The sequence below is a fragment of the Aquimarina spinulae genome, from assembly GCF_943373825.1.
In the GTDB taxonomy this organism is placed as follows: Bacteria; Bacteroidota; Bacteroidia; order Flavobacteriales; family Flavobacteriaceae; genus Aquimarina; species Aquimarina spinulae.
This window is the reverse complement of record NZ_CALSBP010000002.1, coordinates 2,048,937-2,066,838: the sequence shown is the minus strand read 5'-3', so window position 1 is coordinate 2,066,838 and position 17,902 is coordinate 2,048,937. Positions and strand designations below refer to the sequence as shown.

General features: G+C 32.7%; 18 protein-coding genes. 12 read left to right on the top strand and 6 right to left on the bottom strand.

Annotated features, from left to right (window positions below):
• Positions 1 to 3: 3 nt before the first annotated feature.
• The 6 genes from NNH57_RS14690 to NNH57_RS14665 form a co-directional block, all read right to left on the bottom strand.
• Positions 4 to 2,328 (bottom strand): periplasmic nitrate reductase subunit alpha, encoded by a 2,325-nt coding sequence (locus tag NNH57_RS14690; protein ID WP_074407088.1) that lies wholly within the window; start codon positions 2,326 to 2,328, stop codon positions 4 to 6.
• Between the two features lie 4 nt (positions 2,329 to 2,332).
• Positions 2,333 to 2,572 (bottom strand): hypothetical protein, encoded by a 240-nt coding sequence (locus NNH57_RS14685; RefSeq protein ID WP_074407089.1) that lies wholly within the window; start codon positions 2,570 to 2,572, stop codon positions 2,333 to 2,335.
• Positions 2,573 to 2,579: 7 nt separating this feature from the next.
• On the bottom strand, positions 2,580 to 3,842 hold the full coding sequence (locus NNH57_RS14680; protein ID WP_074407090.1) for an alginate export family protein: 1,263 nt from the start codon (positions 3,840 to 3,842) through the stop codon (positions 2,580 to 2,582).
• Positions 3,843 to 4,447: 605 nt separating this feature from the next.
• A complete protein-coding gene (locus tag NNH57_RS14675; protein ID WP_108809156.1) occupies positions 4,448 to 4,834 on the bottom strand; it encodes a hypothetical protein in 387 nt (128 codons plus the stop codon).
• A gap of 91 nt (positions 4,835 to 4,925) precedes the next feature.
• Positions 4,926 to 5,537 carry a pyridoxamine 5'-phosphate oxidase gene (gene pdxH, locus NNH57_RS14670; RefSeq protein ID WP_108809155.1) on the bottom strand — a complete coding sequence of 204 codons (612 nt, stop codon included), beginning with the start codon at positions 5,535 to 5,537 and terminating at the stop codon, positions 4,926 to 4,928.
• A gap of 2 nt (positions 5,538 to 5,539) precedes the next feature.
• Positions 5,540 to 7,936, bottom strand: a complete 2,397-nt coding sequence (locus NNH57_RS14665) for a heavy metal translocating P-type ATPase (RefSeq protein ID WP_108809154.1) — start codon at positions 7,934 to 7,936, stop codon at positions 5,540 to 5,542.
• A 140-nt stretch (positions 7,937 to 8,076) separates the two neighbouring features.
• Here NNH57_RS14665 and NNH57_RS14660 point away from each other — a divergent pair, with 140 nt between their 5' ends.
• From NNH57_RS14660 to NNH57_RS14605, 12 genes are all read left to right on the top strand, one after another.
• Positions 8,077 to 8,925 (top strand): universal stress protein, encoded by an 849-nt coding sequence (locus tag NNH57_RS14660; protein WP_074407093.1) that lies wholly within the window; start codon positions 8,077 to 8,079, stop codon positions 8,923 to 8,925.
• Positions 8,926 to 8,937: 12 nt separating this feature from the next.
• Positions 8,938 to 9,789: a universal stress protein gene (locus NNH57_RS14655; protein WP_074407094.1), complete on the top strand. Its 852-nt coding sequence runs from the start codon at positions 8,938 to 8,940 to the stop codon at positions 9,787 to 9,789.
• A gap of 40 nt (positions 9,790 to 9,829) precedes the next feature.
• Complete coding sequence (locus NNH57_RS14650) at positions 9,830 to 10,684, top strand: universal stress protein (RefSeq protein WP_074407095.1); 855 nt, start codon at positions 9,830 to 9,832, stop codon at positions 10,682 to 10,684.
• Between the two features lie 85 nt (positions 10,685 to 10,769).
• Positions 10,770 to 11,618: a universal stress protein gene (locus NNH57_RS14645; RefSeq protein ID WP_108809153.1), complete on the top strand. Its 849-nt coding sequence runs from the start codon at positions 10,770 to 10,772 to the stop codon at positions 11,616 to 11,618.
• A 67-nt stretch (positions 11,619 to 11,685) separates the two neighbouring features.
• Complete coding sequence (locus NNH57_RS14640; protein WP_074407097.1) at positions 11,686 to 12,537, top strand: universal stress protein; 852 nt, start codon at positions 11,686 to 11,688, stop codon at positions 12,535 to 12,537.
• Positions 12,538 to 12,609: 72 nt separating this feature from the next.
• Positions 12,610 to 13,032 carry a hypothetical protein gene (locus NNH57_RS14635; protein WP_074407098.1) on the top strand — a complete coding sequence of 141 codons (423 nt, stop codon included), beginning with the start codon at positions 12,610 to 12,612 and terminating at the stop codon, positions 13,030 to 13,032.
• Between the two features lie 35 nt (positions 13,033 to 13,067).
• Positions 13,068 to 13,904 (top strand): restriction endonuclease, encoded by an 837-nt coding sequence (locus NNH57_RS14630; protein WP_074407099.1) that lies wholly within the window; start codon positions 13,068 to 13,070, stop codon positions 13,902 to 13,904.
• A gap of 11 nt (positions 13,905 to 13,915) precedes the next feature.
• The gene (locus NNH57_RS14625; protein ID WP_074407100.1) at positions 13,916 to 15,286 is read left to right on the top strand and encodes an MBL fold metallo-hydrolase RNA specificity domain-containing protein; all 1,371 of its coding nucleotides are present in this window, start codon (positions 13,916 to 13,918) and stop codon (positions 15,284 to 15,286) included.
• Between the two features lie 64 nt (positions 15,287 to 15,350).
• On the top strand, positions 15,351 to 16,325 hold the full coding sequence (locus NNH57_RS14620; RefSeq protein ID WP_074407101.1) for an Acg family FMN-binding oxidoreductase: 975 nt from the start codon (positions 15,351 to 15,353) through the stop codon (positions 16,323 to 16,325).
• Between the two features lie 82 nt (positions 16,326 to 16,407).
• Entirely contained in the window at positions 16,408 to 16,824 is a 417-nt protein-coding gene (locus tag NNH57_RS14615; protein WP_074407102.1) for a hypothetical protein, read from the top strand.
• Between the two features lie 105 nt (positions 16,825 to 16,929).
• Positions 16,930 to 17,373: an Hsp20/alpha crystallin family protein gene (locus NNH57_RS14610; RefSeq protein WP_074407103.1), complete on the top strand. Its 444-nt coding sequence runs from the start codon at positions 16,930 to 16,932 to the stop codon at positions 17,371 to 17,373.
• Positions 17,374 to 17,457: 84 nt separating this feature from the next.
• Entirely contained in the window at positions 17,458 to 17,901 is a 444-nt protein-coding gene (locus tag NNH57_RS14605) for a hypothetical protein (protein ID WP_074407104.1), read from the top strand.
• Position 17,902 lies beyond the last annotated feature (1 nt).

Genomic DNA, 17,902 nt, shown 5'->3' with positions numbered 1-17,902 from the left:
AACCTATGCTTTTTCAACTTTAACAGCACATTTTTTATAATCAGGTTCTTTAGAAATTGGGCAGAAAGCATCCAAAGTAACGTCATTAATTAACATGTTTTCATCGAAGAAGGGGACAAAGACCTGACCTTTGGTAGGTAATCCTCTTTTGTTTATCGATGCAGGTAATATACACGAACCTCTACGTGATGTTACTTTTATATTTTCGCCATCTCTAATTCCTAATGCTTTTGCGTCTTCTGGATGAAACTCTACATAGGCACTTGGCATCGCTTTATGTAAAACAGGAATCCTACGTGTCATAGAACCTGTATGCCAATGCTCAACAACTCTTCCGGTATTTAACCAAAACGGATATTCATTATCAGGTTCTTCTGGAGCCGGTTCATAAGGACGTTGCCATATAATTGCTTTTCCGTCTGGTTTTCCATAAAAATGAAAATCTTCACCATTAGAACAAGCCGGATCATATTTTGAATTGAAACGCCATTGCGTAGATTTTCCGTTTACATATGGCCATATTACACCAGATTCTTTTTTCAGAACTTCTAAAGGCGCCATACCATGTTTTGCTCCTTCATGAAACTGCCGATACTCATTATAAATTTCCTCGACATGATTTTCTTCACTATATGGAAACAAATCACCATATCCCAGTCGTTTTGCAATTTCAATGGTCATCCATGCATCAGGAGTAGTTTCTCCGGGACCATCTACCATTTTATCCCAATGTTGTGTTCTTCGTTCAGAATTTCCATACAATCCACTTTTTTCTATATGCCATGATGCTGGTAGAATGACATCTGCTACATCAGAAGTTGGTGTAGGAAAAACATCAGAAACTACAACAAAACAGGAGTCTTTCTCCATACCCGGTCGATACCTGCTTGTTTTTGGCATTGAAACCAATGGATTAGTTACTTGTGTCCAAATAAATTTGATATCTCCACGATCAATTGCTCTAAACATTTCTGTGGCATGATACGTTGGTTTAGAAGGGATACGTTCATAAGGTACTTTCCATATTTTTGCTGCCAGACGTCTATGTTTTTCGTTCATCACGACTCCTTTAGGCAATTTATGAGTAAAAGTACCTACTTCTCTTGCAGTACCACAAGCAGATGGTTGCCCGGTTAATGAAAATGGGCCATTTCCCGGTTGTGAAATTTTTCCGGTAAGTAAATGGATGTTATAGACTAAGTTGTTCATCCACGTTCCTCTAGTGTGCTGGTTCATTCCCATGCACCAATAAGAAACTACCTTTTTATTTGGATCTCCGTATATAGAGGCTAAATACTTAATGTCTTTTGCAGATACTTTTGAATACTTAGCTACCTTTTCTGGAGTATAATCGTTTAAGAATTTTTTATAAGCTTCAAAATCTATTTTTTGTGGCTTGTCTTTAAATTTGTAATTATCTTCCAGACCATATCCCATATTGGTTAGCCCTTTGCTAAAGTTGCAATGTTTTTCTACAAAAGATTTATTTACCCATCCATTATTGATAATTTCATAACAAATTGCATTGGCAACGGCCAAGTCGGTTTGAGGCTCAAATAATATAGATCTATCAGATGCAGTACTAGAACGTGTTGTACGTGTTGCAAAATCAATAATCTTAGCGCCTCTTCTATTTTTTTGTTCTAGCATTCTGGAGAACAACACTGGATGCATTTCTGCCATATTATTACCCCATGTAATAAAATAGTCTGCATGGTCGATATCTTCATAACAACCCATGGGTTCATCAGCGCCAAAAGAGGTTAAAAAACCGGCTACTGCACTCGCCATACATAAACGGGCATTACAATCTAAGTTATTTGTGCCAATCGCACCTTTCATTAATTTTGAAGCAACATATCCTTCAGGAATTGTAGATTGACCAGAAGTGTACATGGCTACACTATCTTTACCATGCTTTTGAATAGTCTCCTTCATTTTGTTGGCAACAATGTCTAAAGCTTCATTGATTGGAGTTTTAACGTATTGACCGTTTTTCTTTACCAATGCATGAGTTAGTCTATCTTTTGATTGAATACACATGATTTGATGGTATCCTTTTACACAAAGTAGCCCTTTATTGACACTGCTCTTAGGATCTCCTTTTACAGCTACAGCTTTTCCGTTTTCTGTTCCTACAAGCACTCCACATCCTACACCACAAAATCTACATGGAGCCTTTGTCCAATCGATATCACCACTTGGTAACCCTTTTTCCTGTTCGTCTGCAAATAAGATTCCCGGAAACATAGTTGCTGCGGCAGTCATCGCAGACAACATAGCCATCTTTTTTATGAATTTTCTTCTATTTGTGAGAGAGGTATACATAATACTAATTGTTTTGTGGTGTATTAAATCCAGAAACCATAGCCAATAATTTTAGACTTTCTATAGTATCTAGTTTTTCTTTTAGAATTGCTTCTTCGGTTTCATTTTCGGTTTCTGTAATTAAGATGAGTACATCCTTATTATTGGCTGGCATGACTTCACATTGCTCTAGTGAAGATAGTGCATCGATAAGCTCATTTTTTTCTCCTTTTTGCGGATGGGCTAAATAACTCTTAATTGGCATAGTTTTATTATTTGTTGGTTGTAAATAGAGTTGGTTTAATTGTCACCATGATCCATCCCCAATTATTGGTATTCCCATCAAAATTATTTTTAAGTATCTCCATTCCGTCTGAAGCAAAGAGATGAGAATATCCAGCTTTAATATTTACATTTTTTTGTAAATTATATGAATATACCAGGTCTATTTCTGTACCCAGTTGTTTAGATTCGTTTGCAGGTAAATCTGCTGCTGCCATAAAATTATGCGCAGCCACATTTAATGTAGATTTTTGATTAAATTTCACATTAGCTTTTAGATACAAGTCGATTAGCCCTACATTTCCGATATGGTTTCCAACATAGAAATAATCCATTAATCCATTAAACTTGTGATTAGTACCATAAAAAGGAGTAAAAGCTTCGTTATCTCCATTTGCAGGAGCTCCATTATCATTACCACTTTGTAGTTCTCCACCAAGTACTATTTTCCATTGTTCTGATAATTTATAATCTGCTTCTAGGCCTAATAAATATGCACTTAGGTCATTATCACCCAGATCATTTCCAAATTGATAATAAAGATTAGATGTAAGACCAAGTTTTCCTTTTTTATATTTTAAATGAGTTCCTACAGTTTGGCTGTATCTGGTTTCATTATTATCAGAATTGGTGGCATCTGTATACTGTAATCCATTGTTAAGAAAAAGGAAGCTTCCCGAAAAACTCTCCCAATCTTTATGTAACCATAGGTATTGAATACTTTTATACGTATTCGGTGTTGTAAGTGTATGTTCTGTTAGGGATTCTTCTCCCCGGTTAAATGCAAAACCTAGATCGAATTTGAAGCTGTCTTTATTATATTTTATAAGTGCAGCATCGTGACTTCTGGCTTGCTGTGCCCAGCCTACGTTTCCAAAAATACGCTGATCGTCATATGCAATTTCCTGGCGTCCTAGTTTTAATGAGATATTGGGATTAAAAAGAATTTCTCCCCAAGCTTGATGGAGACTAAAACCATTTTTGTCTGCTGTATTGAGTTGGGGTACATCTCCCCATACTCTTACATCTTGCAGGCTTACATAAAAATTTAATTTCTCCATTTTATATCCAGCATTTAATCGTGTACGCTGAGATACAAATGTTGCGGGATCTGCATCATCTGGGAACAGCGTTTTAAATCCATGCCTGTATTCGAATCGAGGTCGTACTTCGGCATCGATTTTTAATTGAGCATTAGTAGTTGTAATAAGTAATGTGAAAAAAATGAGGGTACTAAGTTTAACGAGTTTCATAGTAAGATTTGATTATAAATTAACTACGGTAAATATTGGTTCATTTATTATTGCGTGCAATGATATCAATCAGGTTTAGTTTAAATTGATTAAATACAAGGCTCAAAATCAACCATCATTCTCATTTTTAATGATACTCTGAGTATGCTATTTATTTTTCTAAGATTAGAGAATAAACAAATAGTTAGATGTCTTTTTTCACCTCATAATATACGGATAAAACTATTCGCAAATAGGGTCTTAAAGCATGATAATTGTCATAAAGCCAATATATTAATTGAATCTAAATAAGAATAGAATTTTAAGAATGAACTCTTCTCTTTTTTGAAGACAGACCTAATGTGCAGTGAACTAAACTTATATGTGAAAAATCACTTAATTGTAGATGGCTTTACATAGAATAGATATTGTTAGAAAGATTAATTTTAAATGGATATTCACTGAAATAATTATTGTGTTGGTTAAGGTTTATATGCTGTGTGATGAGTAAATTCTTCTATCTGGTTATGTTCTAAACTCAAACCAGGTGGTATTAAAAGTTCTCTTTCTATTTGTTTAGTATCATATTAAAGATGTTAGTTAAAGGATTATTTGGGATAGTGAGGTCAAAGGATTCTGATAATAAATTCGTTAAACCCGGCATTTAACTCTTCACTAAGTTTAATATTTTTTAATAATATCGAGTCGATTCTAATCCAATATCTTTTACCAATTTCCAAGTGGTCAAAAATGGCAATCCCGTCATCATCTGTATGAGCAGATTTGATTGTGTTTATTTCCTCTATAGCGTCATTTTTGGTATGATAAATAGCTACAGAAATACTACTACGAGGATTTCCCGATAAAGTTCCTGAAACGGAAACATGAAGTTCTGCTTCTGTAAGAGTTATTGGATCTAAATCGGACTCACATGATAGTATTAGGTTTAGAAAAAATAAATACCCTAGAATGGTAAAAAAATATCTTGCACAGTGTAATGTTTTATATTTCATATTAATTAGGTAAACTATCTTTTGATTGATGAAAATATGAGATATAGATTTCTAATACCACCCAGTTTTCAGTGAATTTCAAGAAGTTGGACTATGCGATAATGTGAAGAAAAATAGTATTTTTTGTCCAGTTATAATCTGGCAGAAGTTTATATGTTATGGTGCGAGTATACTCTTCTGTCTGATTGTGTTCTATAAATTCAAATCTATTGGGTCTGATCATGTATCCTCCCCAATGCTCTGGTCTTGGAATAATTTGATTCTTGAATTTGGTTTCGTAGTGTTTTAATTGATTTTCGAGCACTTTTCGCGAAGAAACTACTTTACTTTGATCAGAAGCCCAGGCTCCTAATTTACTACCCTCTGGTCGTGATTCGAAATATCCTTCTGATAAATTACTGGCAATTTTTTCTGCTTCTCCTTCAATTAAAACGTTCTTTCCTGCTGCTGTCCAATTAAAGGCAATAGAAACTTTATTATTTTGTGCTATGGCCTTTCCTTTTTCACTGTTATAGTTGGTAAAAAAGATAAAACCCTCCCAGGTGAAGCGTTTTAATAATACAATTCTACTTTTGGGAAAACCATCTACCCCGATGGTGGAGAGTAACATTGCATTAGCTTCGTCCTCGGGATGAGCTTTATCTACCTCATAAAACCATTGCTGGAAATGTTGTATCGGATTATGGTCATCAGGAGTATTCATTGTTATTTTGATATTAATTTTCTTCCAGACCAGTTTGTTAGCACGGTAACATATGCAACAATAGAGATCGAACTTAATGGCATTAGTATTGCTGCTATCACAGGAGAGAGTTGACCGGTAACAGCAAAGTATAAACCTATAATATTATATAAAAACGATAGGACGAAACTTGATTTAATAATCGCAATCGCTTTTTTGGAAAGGTTAAGATAAACAGATATGGTATCGAATTTTGAAGCATCCAGAATCGCATCACATGCCGGAGAAAATACATTTACATTCTCTGAAACAGCTATACCTACATCACTTTGGGCTAAGGCTCCGGCATCATTTAATCCATCACCAACCATGATGACGTTTTGGTTATGTTGTTGTAAAGATTTGATATAGTTTAGCTTATCATCTGGTTTTTGATCAAAAAGTAAAGAAGTGTTTTTAGGGAGTAATTTTTTTAAATATTCTTTTTCTCCTTCATTATCTCCTGATAAAATAGCGAGTTTGTAACCTTGAGTTAATTGATCGAATACTTTTTTAACTCCTTTTCTATATTGATTATGAAAAACGTAATGGCCTTTATATTGTTCATTAGTACTAATATGAACTGTAGTGTCTTTAATTTCAGAATTAATGTCCTGTCCTACAAAATTTGCAGACCCTATTTTGATAGTGTCTTCTTCAAGTTTACCTTCAATTCCTTTTCCTATATGTTCATGATATTCGTCTAAGGTTAGAATATCGTGTTCTGCTAATATATCATAAAGTGTTCTGCTAAGCGGATGATTTGATGCTCGTAAAGTGTTTTTAAGTAAGGATTCTTCCTCTGGTGTTAGTTTCATTCCTTCATAAGTAACTTCGCTTGTAATTGTAGTAGTTATGGTACCGGTTTTGTCAAAAATCATGGTATCTACCCTTGCTAATCGTTCAATAACATCTGCATTTTTGAGATAGAATTTGGTTTTTCCGAAGATGCGAAGGATGTTACCCAAGGCAAAAGGTCTTGCTAAAGCTAACGCACAAGGACAGGCGATAATAAGTACTGCTGTGAATACTTGTGCTGCTTTTGAGGGATCAACAAATAGCCAAAAAGAAGTAGCGAGTATGGCAATACATAGGATTGTAATCGTGAAATATTTACTTATCGTATCTGTAAGATTGGTAAATGAGGCTGTTTTATCTTTATTAAATACATCGTTACTCCATAATTGGGTAAGATAGCTTTGTTCTACAGATTTTAAAACTTCGATTTCTATAGCTCCATAAAGTTGTCTGCCTCCGGCAAAAAGAGTATCACCCGATTGTTTGGTAACCGATTCACTTTCGCCAGTTACAAAACTGTAGTCAATTTGGGCATCGCCTTCGATAAGAATTGCATCTACGGGGATTAATTCTCCATTTCTGATCAATAGTCGATCACCTTTTTTAATATCGTAAACTTGTATATTTTCTTCTTTTCTTTCTTTTTTGTGTTGTGAAAAGGCAATTCTTGTTACCGCAATGGGGAAATAAGATTTATAATCTCTTTCGAAAGATAAAAAGGAATAGGTTTTTTGCTGGAAGAATTTTCCTAACAACAGAAAAAATACCAGTCCGGTAAGACTATCAAAAAAACCGGTTCCCCAATCAAAAATAATCTCTGTAGTACTTCTTAGAAAAAGAACCAGAATCCCTAAAGCGATGGGAATATCTATATTTAATATTTTGGATCGTAATCCTTTATAGGCAGAAATAAAATAATCTTGTGCAGCATAAAATACAACGGGCAATGAAAAAGTAAACATTAACCAACGAAAAACGTGTTTGTATTGTTCTAACCAGTATTCTGATACTTCAAAATATTCTGGAAACGATAAAAACATCACATTTCCAAAAGCAAAACCTGCAATACCAAGTTTATAAATCAAACTTCGGTTTATTTGTGTCTTCCCTGTAGAGTAGTCATCCAGGCTAATATAGGGTTCATAGCCTATAGAATTAAGTAAAGTGACCAATGCTTTAAGAGAAATACGGTCACTATTAAAAGTAATACGAACTGTTTTTTTAGGGAAATTAACCTGAGAGGCTGTAATCGCTGGTTGAAGCTTATGTAGATTTTCTAATATCCAAATGCAGGAACTACAATGCATGTGTGGAATATATAGTGTGATGATCTGAGTGTTACCATCATTAAATTCTATTAATTTTTCAGCAATAGCAGGAGTGTCGAGATAATCGTATTTTCCTTGAATTTCTTCAGGAATGGCGCCAGGAGCAGACTGTAAGTCATAATAACAGGATAAATCATGAGTCGAAAAAATTTCAAATACAGTTTTGCACCCATTACAGCAGAATGTTTTTTGATCAAATTTGATTACCGTCTTACTGCAATCATCTCCACAGTGAAAACAAGTATGCTCTGACATAGAATTTGTTTGCTACAAATATGAAAAAGTATGCATTTATATAATATGACAAATGTCATGATTATTCAACTGACAAAAATCATAGTTTTTGCATCTGCAATTATCTAATTTTGAGGATAACATATCAAAAAAAGCAAACAATGAGAAAAATATTAATTCCTACAGATTTTTCAGAAAATGCCATGAATGCTTTACGATATGCTGTTGAACTTTTTAAATATGAGCGATGTGATTTCTTTATTCTACATGCTTATGCCGATGAGGTATACGATCATAACACCGTAGTTTCTCGCGAAATTTTTGATGAACTAAAAGAAAGAGTGTACAAAAGCTCTAATATGGCACTAGAGAAAGCGCTTTCAGAAATGAAGAATATTTCACCTAATCCTCGACATGAGTATAAATTACTATCCATGTTTGGGAGTCTAACCGATGAGGCTAATGACTTGGTAGATAAGGAAAATATAGATATTCTGATTATGGGTACAAGAGGAGAAACTAATGATCGAAAACTTACTTTTGGAAGCAATACCTTACAAGTCCTTAAATATGTAAAATGCCCTGTATTGGTAATCCCAAGTGATTGTAGTTACAATTCGCCAAAAAACATTCTATTTCCTACAAATTATCAATTACCATTTAAGCGAAGAGAACTCAAATTGTTTAGTACATTAACTAAAAGCTTCAGGTCTATTATTAATTTTTTATATATCTCGGACTTTGACAAGCTTTCTATCAGGCAAGAAGATAATAAGTATTTCTTAAAAGAATCATTACCTAATGCAGAAGTAATATTTCATCAAGAGACAGCAGAAAACCTTACCCATGCTATAAATCAGTTTATAGAACGTAATGAAATAGACTTTTTGGTAATGGTAAATTCAAGGCGTTCTTATTTAGAAAATCTTTTAGATCGATCTACAATTGATAAAATAGGACTACATATTAAGATTCCTTTTTTAGTGATGCAAAACTTACAACGATATTAAAATTATATAGAGATGAAACGAATTTTATTACCTACCGATTTCTCTGATAATGCATTTAATGCGATTAGATATGCTTTAAATTTGTTTAGAGAGGAAGAGACTACTTTTTATTTACTCAATACATTTACTCCGGTGTCTTATCACACAGGGTATCTTATCGAGAATCCTGCGCCGTATGGCATGGAAGATATTGCAATGATAAATTCTAAACGCGATATCGAACGAACAGAAGAAAAAATCAAAGAAGAATTTAATAACCCGAAACACAGTTTTGTTAGATTATCGGTTTTTAATACTCTGATAGGAGAAATTAAGTCGGTTGTCGAAAAATACAATATTGATCTAATAGTAATGGGTACCAAAGGAGCTACTGGTGCCAAAGAAGTCTTTATTGGGACACATACTATGTATACGATAAAAAAAGTAAATTGCCCTGTTATTGCAGTTCCTTCTGGTTTTGAATTTGAAAAACCAAAAGAGGTTTTGTTTCCGACAGATTATAATCTTAGTATTGATAATAAATATTTACCTTTAGTAAAAGAAATTTGTGATAAATATATTTGCAGACTTAATATCTTAAATGCGTATTATGGAGTTGCTTTAGGGCCTGAACAGCACAAGATTAAGGAGGAATTGGACAAGTATTTTAAAAATAATGCTCATATTTTTCACATTGCCGAAGGAGTGGATGTACTAGAAGCTGTAGAAGATTTTCAGAAAAAGTACAAAATCGATTTATTGATCATGATTCACAATAAACATTCTTTCTTTGAAAATCTTTTATTCAAACCAGTAATTAACCAAGTAGCCTATCATACCAATATCCCTTTTTTGGTAATCCCTTCTAAAGAGAGGATAGCGTGATATTAACTCTAGATCTCGCAGGTCTGATAAATATAGACAAATGAAACAAATTCTAATCCCCACAGATTTTTCTGATAATGCTTGGAATACTATATTGTATGCTATAGAGTTATATAGAAATGTTCCTTGTGAGTTTTATTTGTTAAACACGTATGATCTTGAACCAATACAACTTATAAGTGTTGTGAGTTCTCAGCGTATTGGTCATCTTTATAAAGCGATTAAGATGGAATCTGAGCAAGGACTGAAAATGACTTTAGAAGATATCCATAACTCTAAACCAGGGTTGCATCATACTTTTAAAACCATAAGCAAGAAAGGATCTTTGGTTCAAAACATGAATACGCTTTTAGAAGACAGTTCTTTTGGTATGATCATTATTGGTACCAAAGGAACAACCGGGAGTAAAAATCTTTTTTTGGGAAGTACCACGCAGAAAGTAGTTAAGAATGTATCGCATTGTCCTATCCTTATCATTCCTGATGATTCATATTTTAAAGAAATTTCGGCAATAGCTTTTGCAACAGATTTTGAGCGAATGTATCATAAGGCAGAGATTGCTCCAATACTAGAATTTGCCAAAAGTCAGAATGCAACCGTTAGAATGATTCATATATATGATAAACCCGAATTAGAACCTTCTCAACATTATAATTCTAGTTCATTAGAACATTATTTTAAACGTGTAAAATATGATTTTCATGTCATGCCTGATTTTTCAACTGTAGAACATGCTATTCAGGAATTTATTGAAGAACTAGAAATCGATATTCTGGTAATGATTAATTATGAGCATAGTTTTGTCGAAAAAATAATAAAAGAACCGATCATCAAAAAAATGACATTTAGTACTATAATCCCTTTTTTAGTGATCCCGGCTGATACTGCGATTTAAGAGTTTGTACAGATATGAGATTTGTCATAGTATTCTTGCTATTATAAAACTAGTTTTATGATATAATTTGTAAAACTGAAAAGAAATGAAAAGGATACTTGTTCCCACAGATTTTTCTAATAATGCCTATGGTGCACTTTTTTATGCGACCCGATTATTTCAAGATCAGGAATGTCAATTCTATATTTTAAATACTTTTGATGTAGATACTCCGGTTTTAACGAGCAGGATTAATACTACAAAAGGAGATTTGTTATATCAGGAATTAAGTAATGAATCTCAAGAAAAGCTTACCGAAACACTTCATTCTATAGTTAGAGATACAGAAGATTTAAAGCATACGTTTGAGACCATTTCTGTTTCCAAAAAACTTACCGATACCATTAACAAAACCATAAAAAGTAAGAATATTGATCTTGTTGTTATGGGAACTAAGGGAGCCAGTGGTGCCAAAGAAGTTCTTATAGGAAGTAATACGGTTAAAGTTATCAATAATATTAAGGATTGCGCAATACTGGCAGTACCAGATGAATTTGATTTTAAAAAACCTACAGAGATTGCTTTTGCAACAGATTTTAAATGCCTCTATAGTATAGAGTCTTTAAAACCTCTTCTAGAGATTGTTTCTGTATTTTCTTCAAATATTAGGATAATGCATATTCATGAAAAAGAAAAATTAGACGAAATACAAGAACATAATCTTAAGAATCTTAAAGAAAATTTTAAAGACTATAATTATTGTATTCATTGGATTCCTCGATTTACTCAAAAAGCAAAACTTATTAATGAATTTATTGATGAGATGAATGTTGATATGCTGTGTATGTCAAAATATAAACATAGTCTTATAGAAAATATTACACACGAACCCGTTATAAAAAAAATAGGATTTCATACGACTATTCCTTTCTTAGTCATTCCTGAGTTAAGCTGATAATTATCATAGTTTTTACAAGGCTATACCTATACATTTATAAAACTAATCCTAAAGACCTAAAGTGATGAAAAAAAAGATTTTATTGCCCACGGATTTTTCAAAAAACGCGTGGAATGCTATACTATATGCTATAGAGCTATATAAAAACGAAACATGTGATTTTTACGTACTTAATGTGTTTAATGCAACAGGTTATGCATTAGAAAGTATGATGATTCCCGAACCAGGAGAACGATTTTATGAAGAGGCCAAAGAAAAATCAGAAAAAGGCTTAAGTAAAATCGAAGAAAGGTTGAGTTTTAGAGATGATAATCCTAACCATAATTTTTTTATGATATCTCAATTCAATAATGTATTGAGTGCGATCAAAGATACCGTAGAGAAAAAGGATATCGAAATGATCGTTATGGGAACCAAAGGGACGACTAATGCTGGAGACCTGATTTATGGTAGTAATACAGTTTTGGTGATGGAAAAAGTAAGAAATTGCCCTGTTATGGCAATACCAGAAAATACCAATTATAAGGAGCCAAAAGAAATTGTATTTCCAACAGATTATAGAACTCAGATTAAACGCAGAGAGCTTCAATATCTAATTGAAATAGCACGAATCACAAATGCTGAAATAAGAATTCTTCATGTTACTAATGATGATGATCTAGATGAAGAACAAGAAAACAATAAGAAATTGCTCGTAGAATACCTAGATGGTATAAAATATACTTTTCATACACTGCATAATATAGATGTAAAAGGAGGGCTTAGTAGTTTTGTAGAAAGCCGGGAGAGTGATATGATTACTTTTATCAATAGAAAACACAGTTTTTTTGGAAGTATATTTTCAAGACCAATGGTAAAAAGTTTAGGACATCATTCGCAAGTACCTGTACTGGCCTTACATGATTTAGCAAATTAAGTAGATACTATAATCATGCAGTTTACATCTCATAACTGCTGTTAATACTCTTTAACCATAAAAAATAAACAGATGAAACATATAGGAATTTGGATAGATAAAGAAAAGGCTCATATCATTTCTGTTAAAGAAGATAGCGAGGATATGACTACCATACTATCAGAAATTGAAAACTTTCGTATTCATGGCGGTTCGGGAACACGACTTAAAGGCGGGCCGCAGGATGTAGTTCAGGATAGTAAATATCTCGAACGAGAGAAACACCAATTTAAAGCCTATTTTAAGAAGATTGTCCTTCTTATAAAAGATGCAGATAGGATTGTGATTTATGGGCCCGCAGAAACAGGAGAAAAATTCAATAAAGAATTAACAACCAATTATAAAGATATTGGTGAAAAGGTAAAAGATGTGCTCAAAGCAGATAGTATGACCGATAATCAAACCAAAGCTTTGATAAGATCATATTTCAAAAAAGATCAACAGCGTATTCATTAAGGTATTTAGTTGTATTTAATATTTAAATAATTTTAATGCAAAACCAGAATTTTGATGTTATAAAATCTTCTGGAGAAAAAGTTAAATTTTCACTCCACAAACTTCGCAATTCCTTAAAGCGAAGTGGTGCAGATGATAAAGCAATAGAACATATTCTGGGAGTTGTTAGAGACGAATTATATCAGGGTATTTCTACCAGAGAAATTTATAATAGAGCTTTCGCATTACTTAAAAAGAAGAAATCTGTTTTTGCTTCAAAATACAAACTAAAAAAAGCAATTTATGAGTTGGGACCAACAGGTTTCCCTTTCGAACGTTTTGTTGCATCTATTTTGCAGTATTCTGGTTATCAGGTAGAAGTAGGGGAAATTATTCAAGGTATGTGTGTTTCTCATGAAGTTGATGTAGTAGCCAGAAAAAATAGTGATTACCTGGTTATAGAATGTAAGTTTCATAGTGAAGAAGGGCGCAATTGTAATGTAAAAGTCCCTTTATATATCCATTCCCGATTTAGGGATATTGAAACGCATCATAAAAATAATGGAGAAATGACACCTAATCATGGTTGGGTTGTGACCAACACGCGTTTTACAAAGGACGCAATTCAATATGGCAAGTGTGCGGGGTTGTATTTATTAAGTTGGGATTATCCTATAGAAAATAGCCTTAAAGATAGAATTGATCGTTTAGGGTTATATCCAATAACGGTTTCTACACTTTTAACAAATCGCGAAAAACAATTTTTATTAAGCCGGAATGTTGTTTTAGCAAAACAATTGATAGAACAGATTTTTTTTCTGGATCATTTAGGCATTTCTGAACAGCGAAAACAAAATATCATAAATGAAATCAAAGTGCTATGTACAGCATAAAATAAAGTCTTATGCCATCAATCAAAATTCACTTTTTGGGAGCTGCAGGAACGGTTACCGGATCTAAGTTTTATCTCGAAACTCCTCAAAAAAATATACTAATTGATTGTGGGATGTTTCAAGGGGTTAAAGAATTACGAGAATTAAACTGGATAGACTTGCCTATCGATGCTTCTGCTATTGATAGTGTACTGCTTACTCATGGGCATTTGGATCATACAGGTTATTTGCCAAGATTAATTAAACAAGGGTTTACCGGTGATATTATAGCTACTGCGCCTACATTGGCAATTACAGAAATTATTTTAAGAGATAGTGCAAAAATACACGAAGAAGAAGCAGAAAAAGCTAACAAAGAAGGATACTCTAAGCATGATCCTGCATTACCTTTTTATACCAAGGATGATGTAGAGAAAACAATTGGGTATTTTAAAAGAGAAGAAAAAGATACATGGGTTTCGTTATCTCATGATATACAATTTAGATTCAGATATAACGGACATATTATAGGGTCTACTTTTATAGAGTTAAATCTTTACGGAAAGATATTGGTGTTTTCTGGAGACCTGGGAAGAACAGATGATGTATTGCTTTATGCTCCAGAAAAACCAGATTGGGCAGATTTTCTTTTTATAGAAAGCACCTATGGTAATAAGTTACACCCTCCCGAAGATGTCGAAGAAAGACTTATCACTTTGATTAATGATACATTGTATAACAGAGGGGTTTTAATCATTCCTTCATTTGCAGTAGAGAGGTTACAAGCTTTGATGTATATACTTTGGAAACTATATCAAAAAAATCGTATTCCTAACCTTCCTGTTTATGTAGATAGCCCAATGGGAAACAATGTGCTTTCTGTTTTTGAAAGCTTTCCCGACTGGCATAAATTACCTATGAACGAATACCATGCTATTTGTAATCATACTAATATTGTGATGTCTTATAAAGAAACATGGGAAGTGGTCGATAATCCCCGTCCCAAAATTGTTATTGCAGGTAGCGGAATGGTTACCGGAGGCAGAGTACTTACCTATTTGCAACAGCTTATAGACAATGTAAATACCTCTGTAGTACTTGTGGGTTTTCAGGCAGAAGGAACTCGTGGAAGACAATTGCAAGAAGGAGCTCATGAGGTCAAACTATTTGGTAAATATTATCCGGTAAAAGCAAATATTTATGGTATAGAAAGCCTGTCTGCCCACGCAGATCAGCGAGAATTATTAGATTGGATGAGTGAGATTAAGAATGTTCCCGAAAAAGTATTTTTGATTCATGGCGAAGCAACTCCAGCAGATGTATTACGCGTAAAAATACAAGACACGTATCAATGGAAAGTTCAGATTCCTAAACTACATGATACCATAGAAATTATGGTTTGATTTTTTATGATAAGTAGAACTAGTGCAAGGAATAAAAAAACTTAGTTATTCTTAAACTACTAATATGAAAGAAATAATAACATACGGTTCTTATGCTCCAAGTAGTCATAATGCCCAAATGTGGACTGTTGAGATACCAAAAAATAATAAGATTAAAGTGTACCCTAATTATGATAGAGTATTACCATTTGTTGATCCAAATAATAGAGAAACATGGATTTCAATAGGAGCATTTATAGAAAACTGTGTGTTATCTGCACAAGATTTAGGCTATAATTCAGCTGTAACGATTAATGATGCTGAAGTAATCCTTAATCTTCAACAAGATCATAATTTGGTAAAAACAAATCGAAATATTGAATTGATAAAGAAACGTTTAACAATTAGAAAACCATATTTAGAAAAAAAAATAGACGATAGAATAATAACAAAACTGATCAACCCATCAGATGGTATTTTATACTTTCCAATAGAAAATAAAGAGACCAAAAAAATCATTGATTATTCTTTAGATGCGTATAGTTTTCAGATGAAAGACACTAGTAAGCTTAGAGAATTGGCAAAATGGATGACTTTTTCTTATAAAGAAGAAAAACATAGAAAAGATGGAATAACATCTGAAGCATTAGGAATAAAAGGAATTGAACGTTTTTTATTCAATCTTTTTTTTACAAAAAAATCAGTCACAGGAAAAACATTCATAAAAAGTTCTATTAAGAGTGCAAAAGAACAGCTAAATTCTTGCTCAGGATATATTTTGATCACATCTGATTCTTATAGTAAAGCCGAATTGATAAAAACAGGAAGATTATTAGAACGAGTTTGGTTAGAATGTATAGATAGCCAAATTGCGGTTCACCCTATGAGTCAAGTATTAGAAGAAAAAGAATATTATGATTTATTAAAGACATCATTAAAGATAGACAAAGAAATACAAATGCTTTTGCGAATAGGTAAAGTAAAAGAATACCCAGAAAGGATACGAAAAAGATTAGATATTAAAGATATTATTACACCTTGTAAACTACCTCCTTGTTAAAACTTACAAAACCTGATAATTATCACTTTTTAATTTATAGAGGTTAAGTACCTTTTTGGTAAGCTTTAAAAACCTAGAAAAAATGATGGCAGCAACAGATAATACCTCTGATAAAGAACTAAAAGAGATCCATTTTGATATCCTAAAATGGAAATCAAGTCTTCGATTTATCGAAGGTGAAATACATTTTATCAATCAATTATTAAATTCTTATGTTTTTGAACCTACTACTCCGAATCTTTTTGAGCGATTACAAGGGTTTAAACAGCAAATCACAGACATAGAGAAGGAGATACAACATATAAGTCAAGGTATAAGAACACATGAGAGTGAATTAGGCGGTATGCTAGAATGCGATACTATTTCTTGTGACAATTTTTACTATAAAAATCATATTCTGGTAAGGCGTACTTTTGATGACTTCTATAAAAATTTCAGCAGATTGAAATCTGAAGTTTTTCTGTATGCAGGCGGAGTTTTAAAAAAGAAAAAGAAGTAACGTTAAATACAGGTTAAAACGCTAATAAACTGATAATTGTCATTTTAATATACCCGTTGTCAGCTTAATTTTAGCATAATAATAACTCTAATAAACCTTAACGTTATGTCATTAATTAAATTTAACAAAAACAGATTTCCCTGGATCAATGACCGTGTTTCTACATGGTTAGATACAGATGATTTTTTTGCAGACGATTTTTTTATAAAAGACAAAAATCTTCCTGCAATGAATGTCAAAGAAAACAAGGATAATTTTGAAATTGAACTCGCAGTTCCTGGTTTTTCAAAGAAAGATATTGAAGTGACTATGGAAGATGATGTGTTACACATTTGTGCTCAAAAAAGTAAAGAAGAAGTAGAAGAGGATAAAGGGTACACACGTAGAGAATTTAGTTATAACGAGTTCGATAGAAAATTACAGTTACCTACCAGCGTAAACCAGAATGAAAAGGTTAAAGCTGTCTACAAAAATGGAGTGCTTACTCTTAATCTTCTAAAAAAAGAAGAAACAAAAGAACAACCTAAAAAGGTAATTGAAATAGATTAATCTATACAAGAAAGGCAGAGAATAGATTTAGGGACATTATTCTCTGTCTTTTTATCTAAAAATGATGACCTTAAAATAGAAATCATGAAAGCAAAGCAACCAAATATAAAATATGTAGAATGGCGAAGCCCAGAAGAATTACATGAAATTTCTTTAAACTGGGTATCAGAACTTAAATTTATCAAAGATGAACAGCATTTTTTAGATGAACTTATAGAAAACCATACCGTACAACTAATTTCAAAAAAAATTTTTGAGAAAAGTAAGAACATATTACAAGAACTATCTCTTAGCAGGAAAGGTCTCGACCCATTATTAAAAAAAATAATTAATCACCATAATGAACTTACCATATTGTTAGACGGGGTTGATCAACCTGTAGAGGAAAAACAATACAAAGAGAATCATTGGGAGTTAACAATGGCAGTAAGTAAGTACCTAAATAGTTACAAAGAAACAAAAAGAAAGGTTTTTGATTTGATAAAAACTATAATGAAAGAAGGCAAACAAAAACGTCTATTGAGTTAAG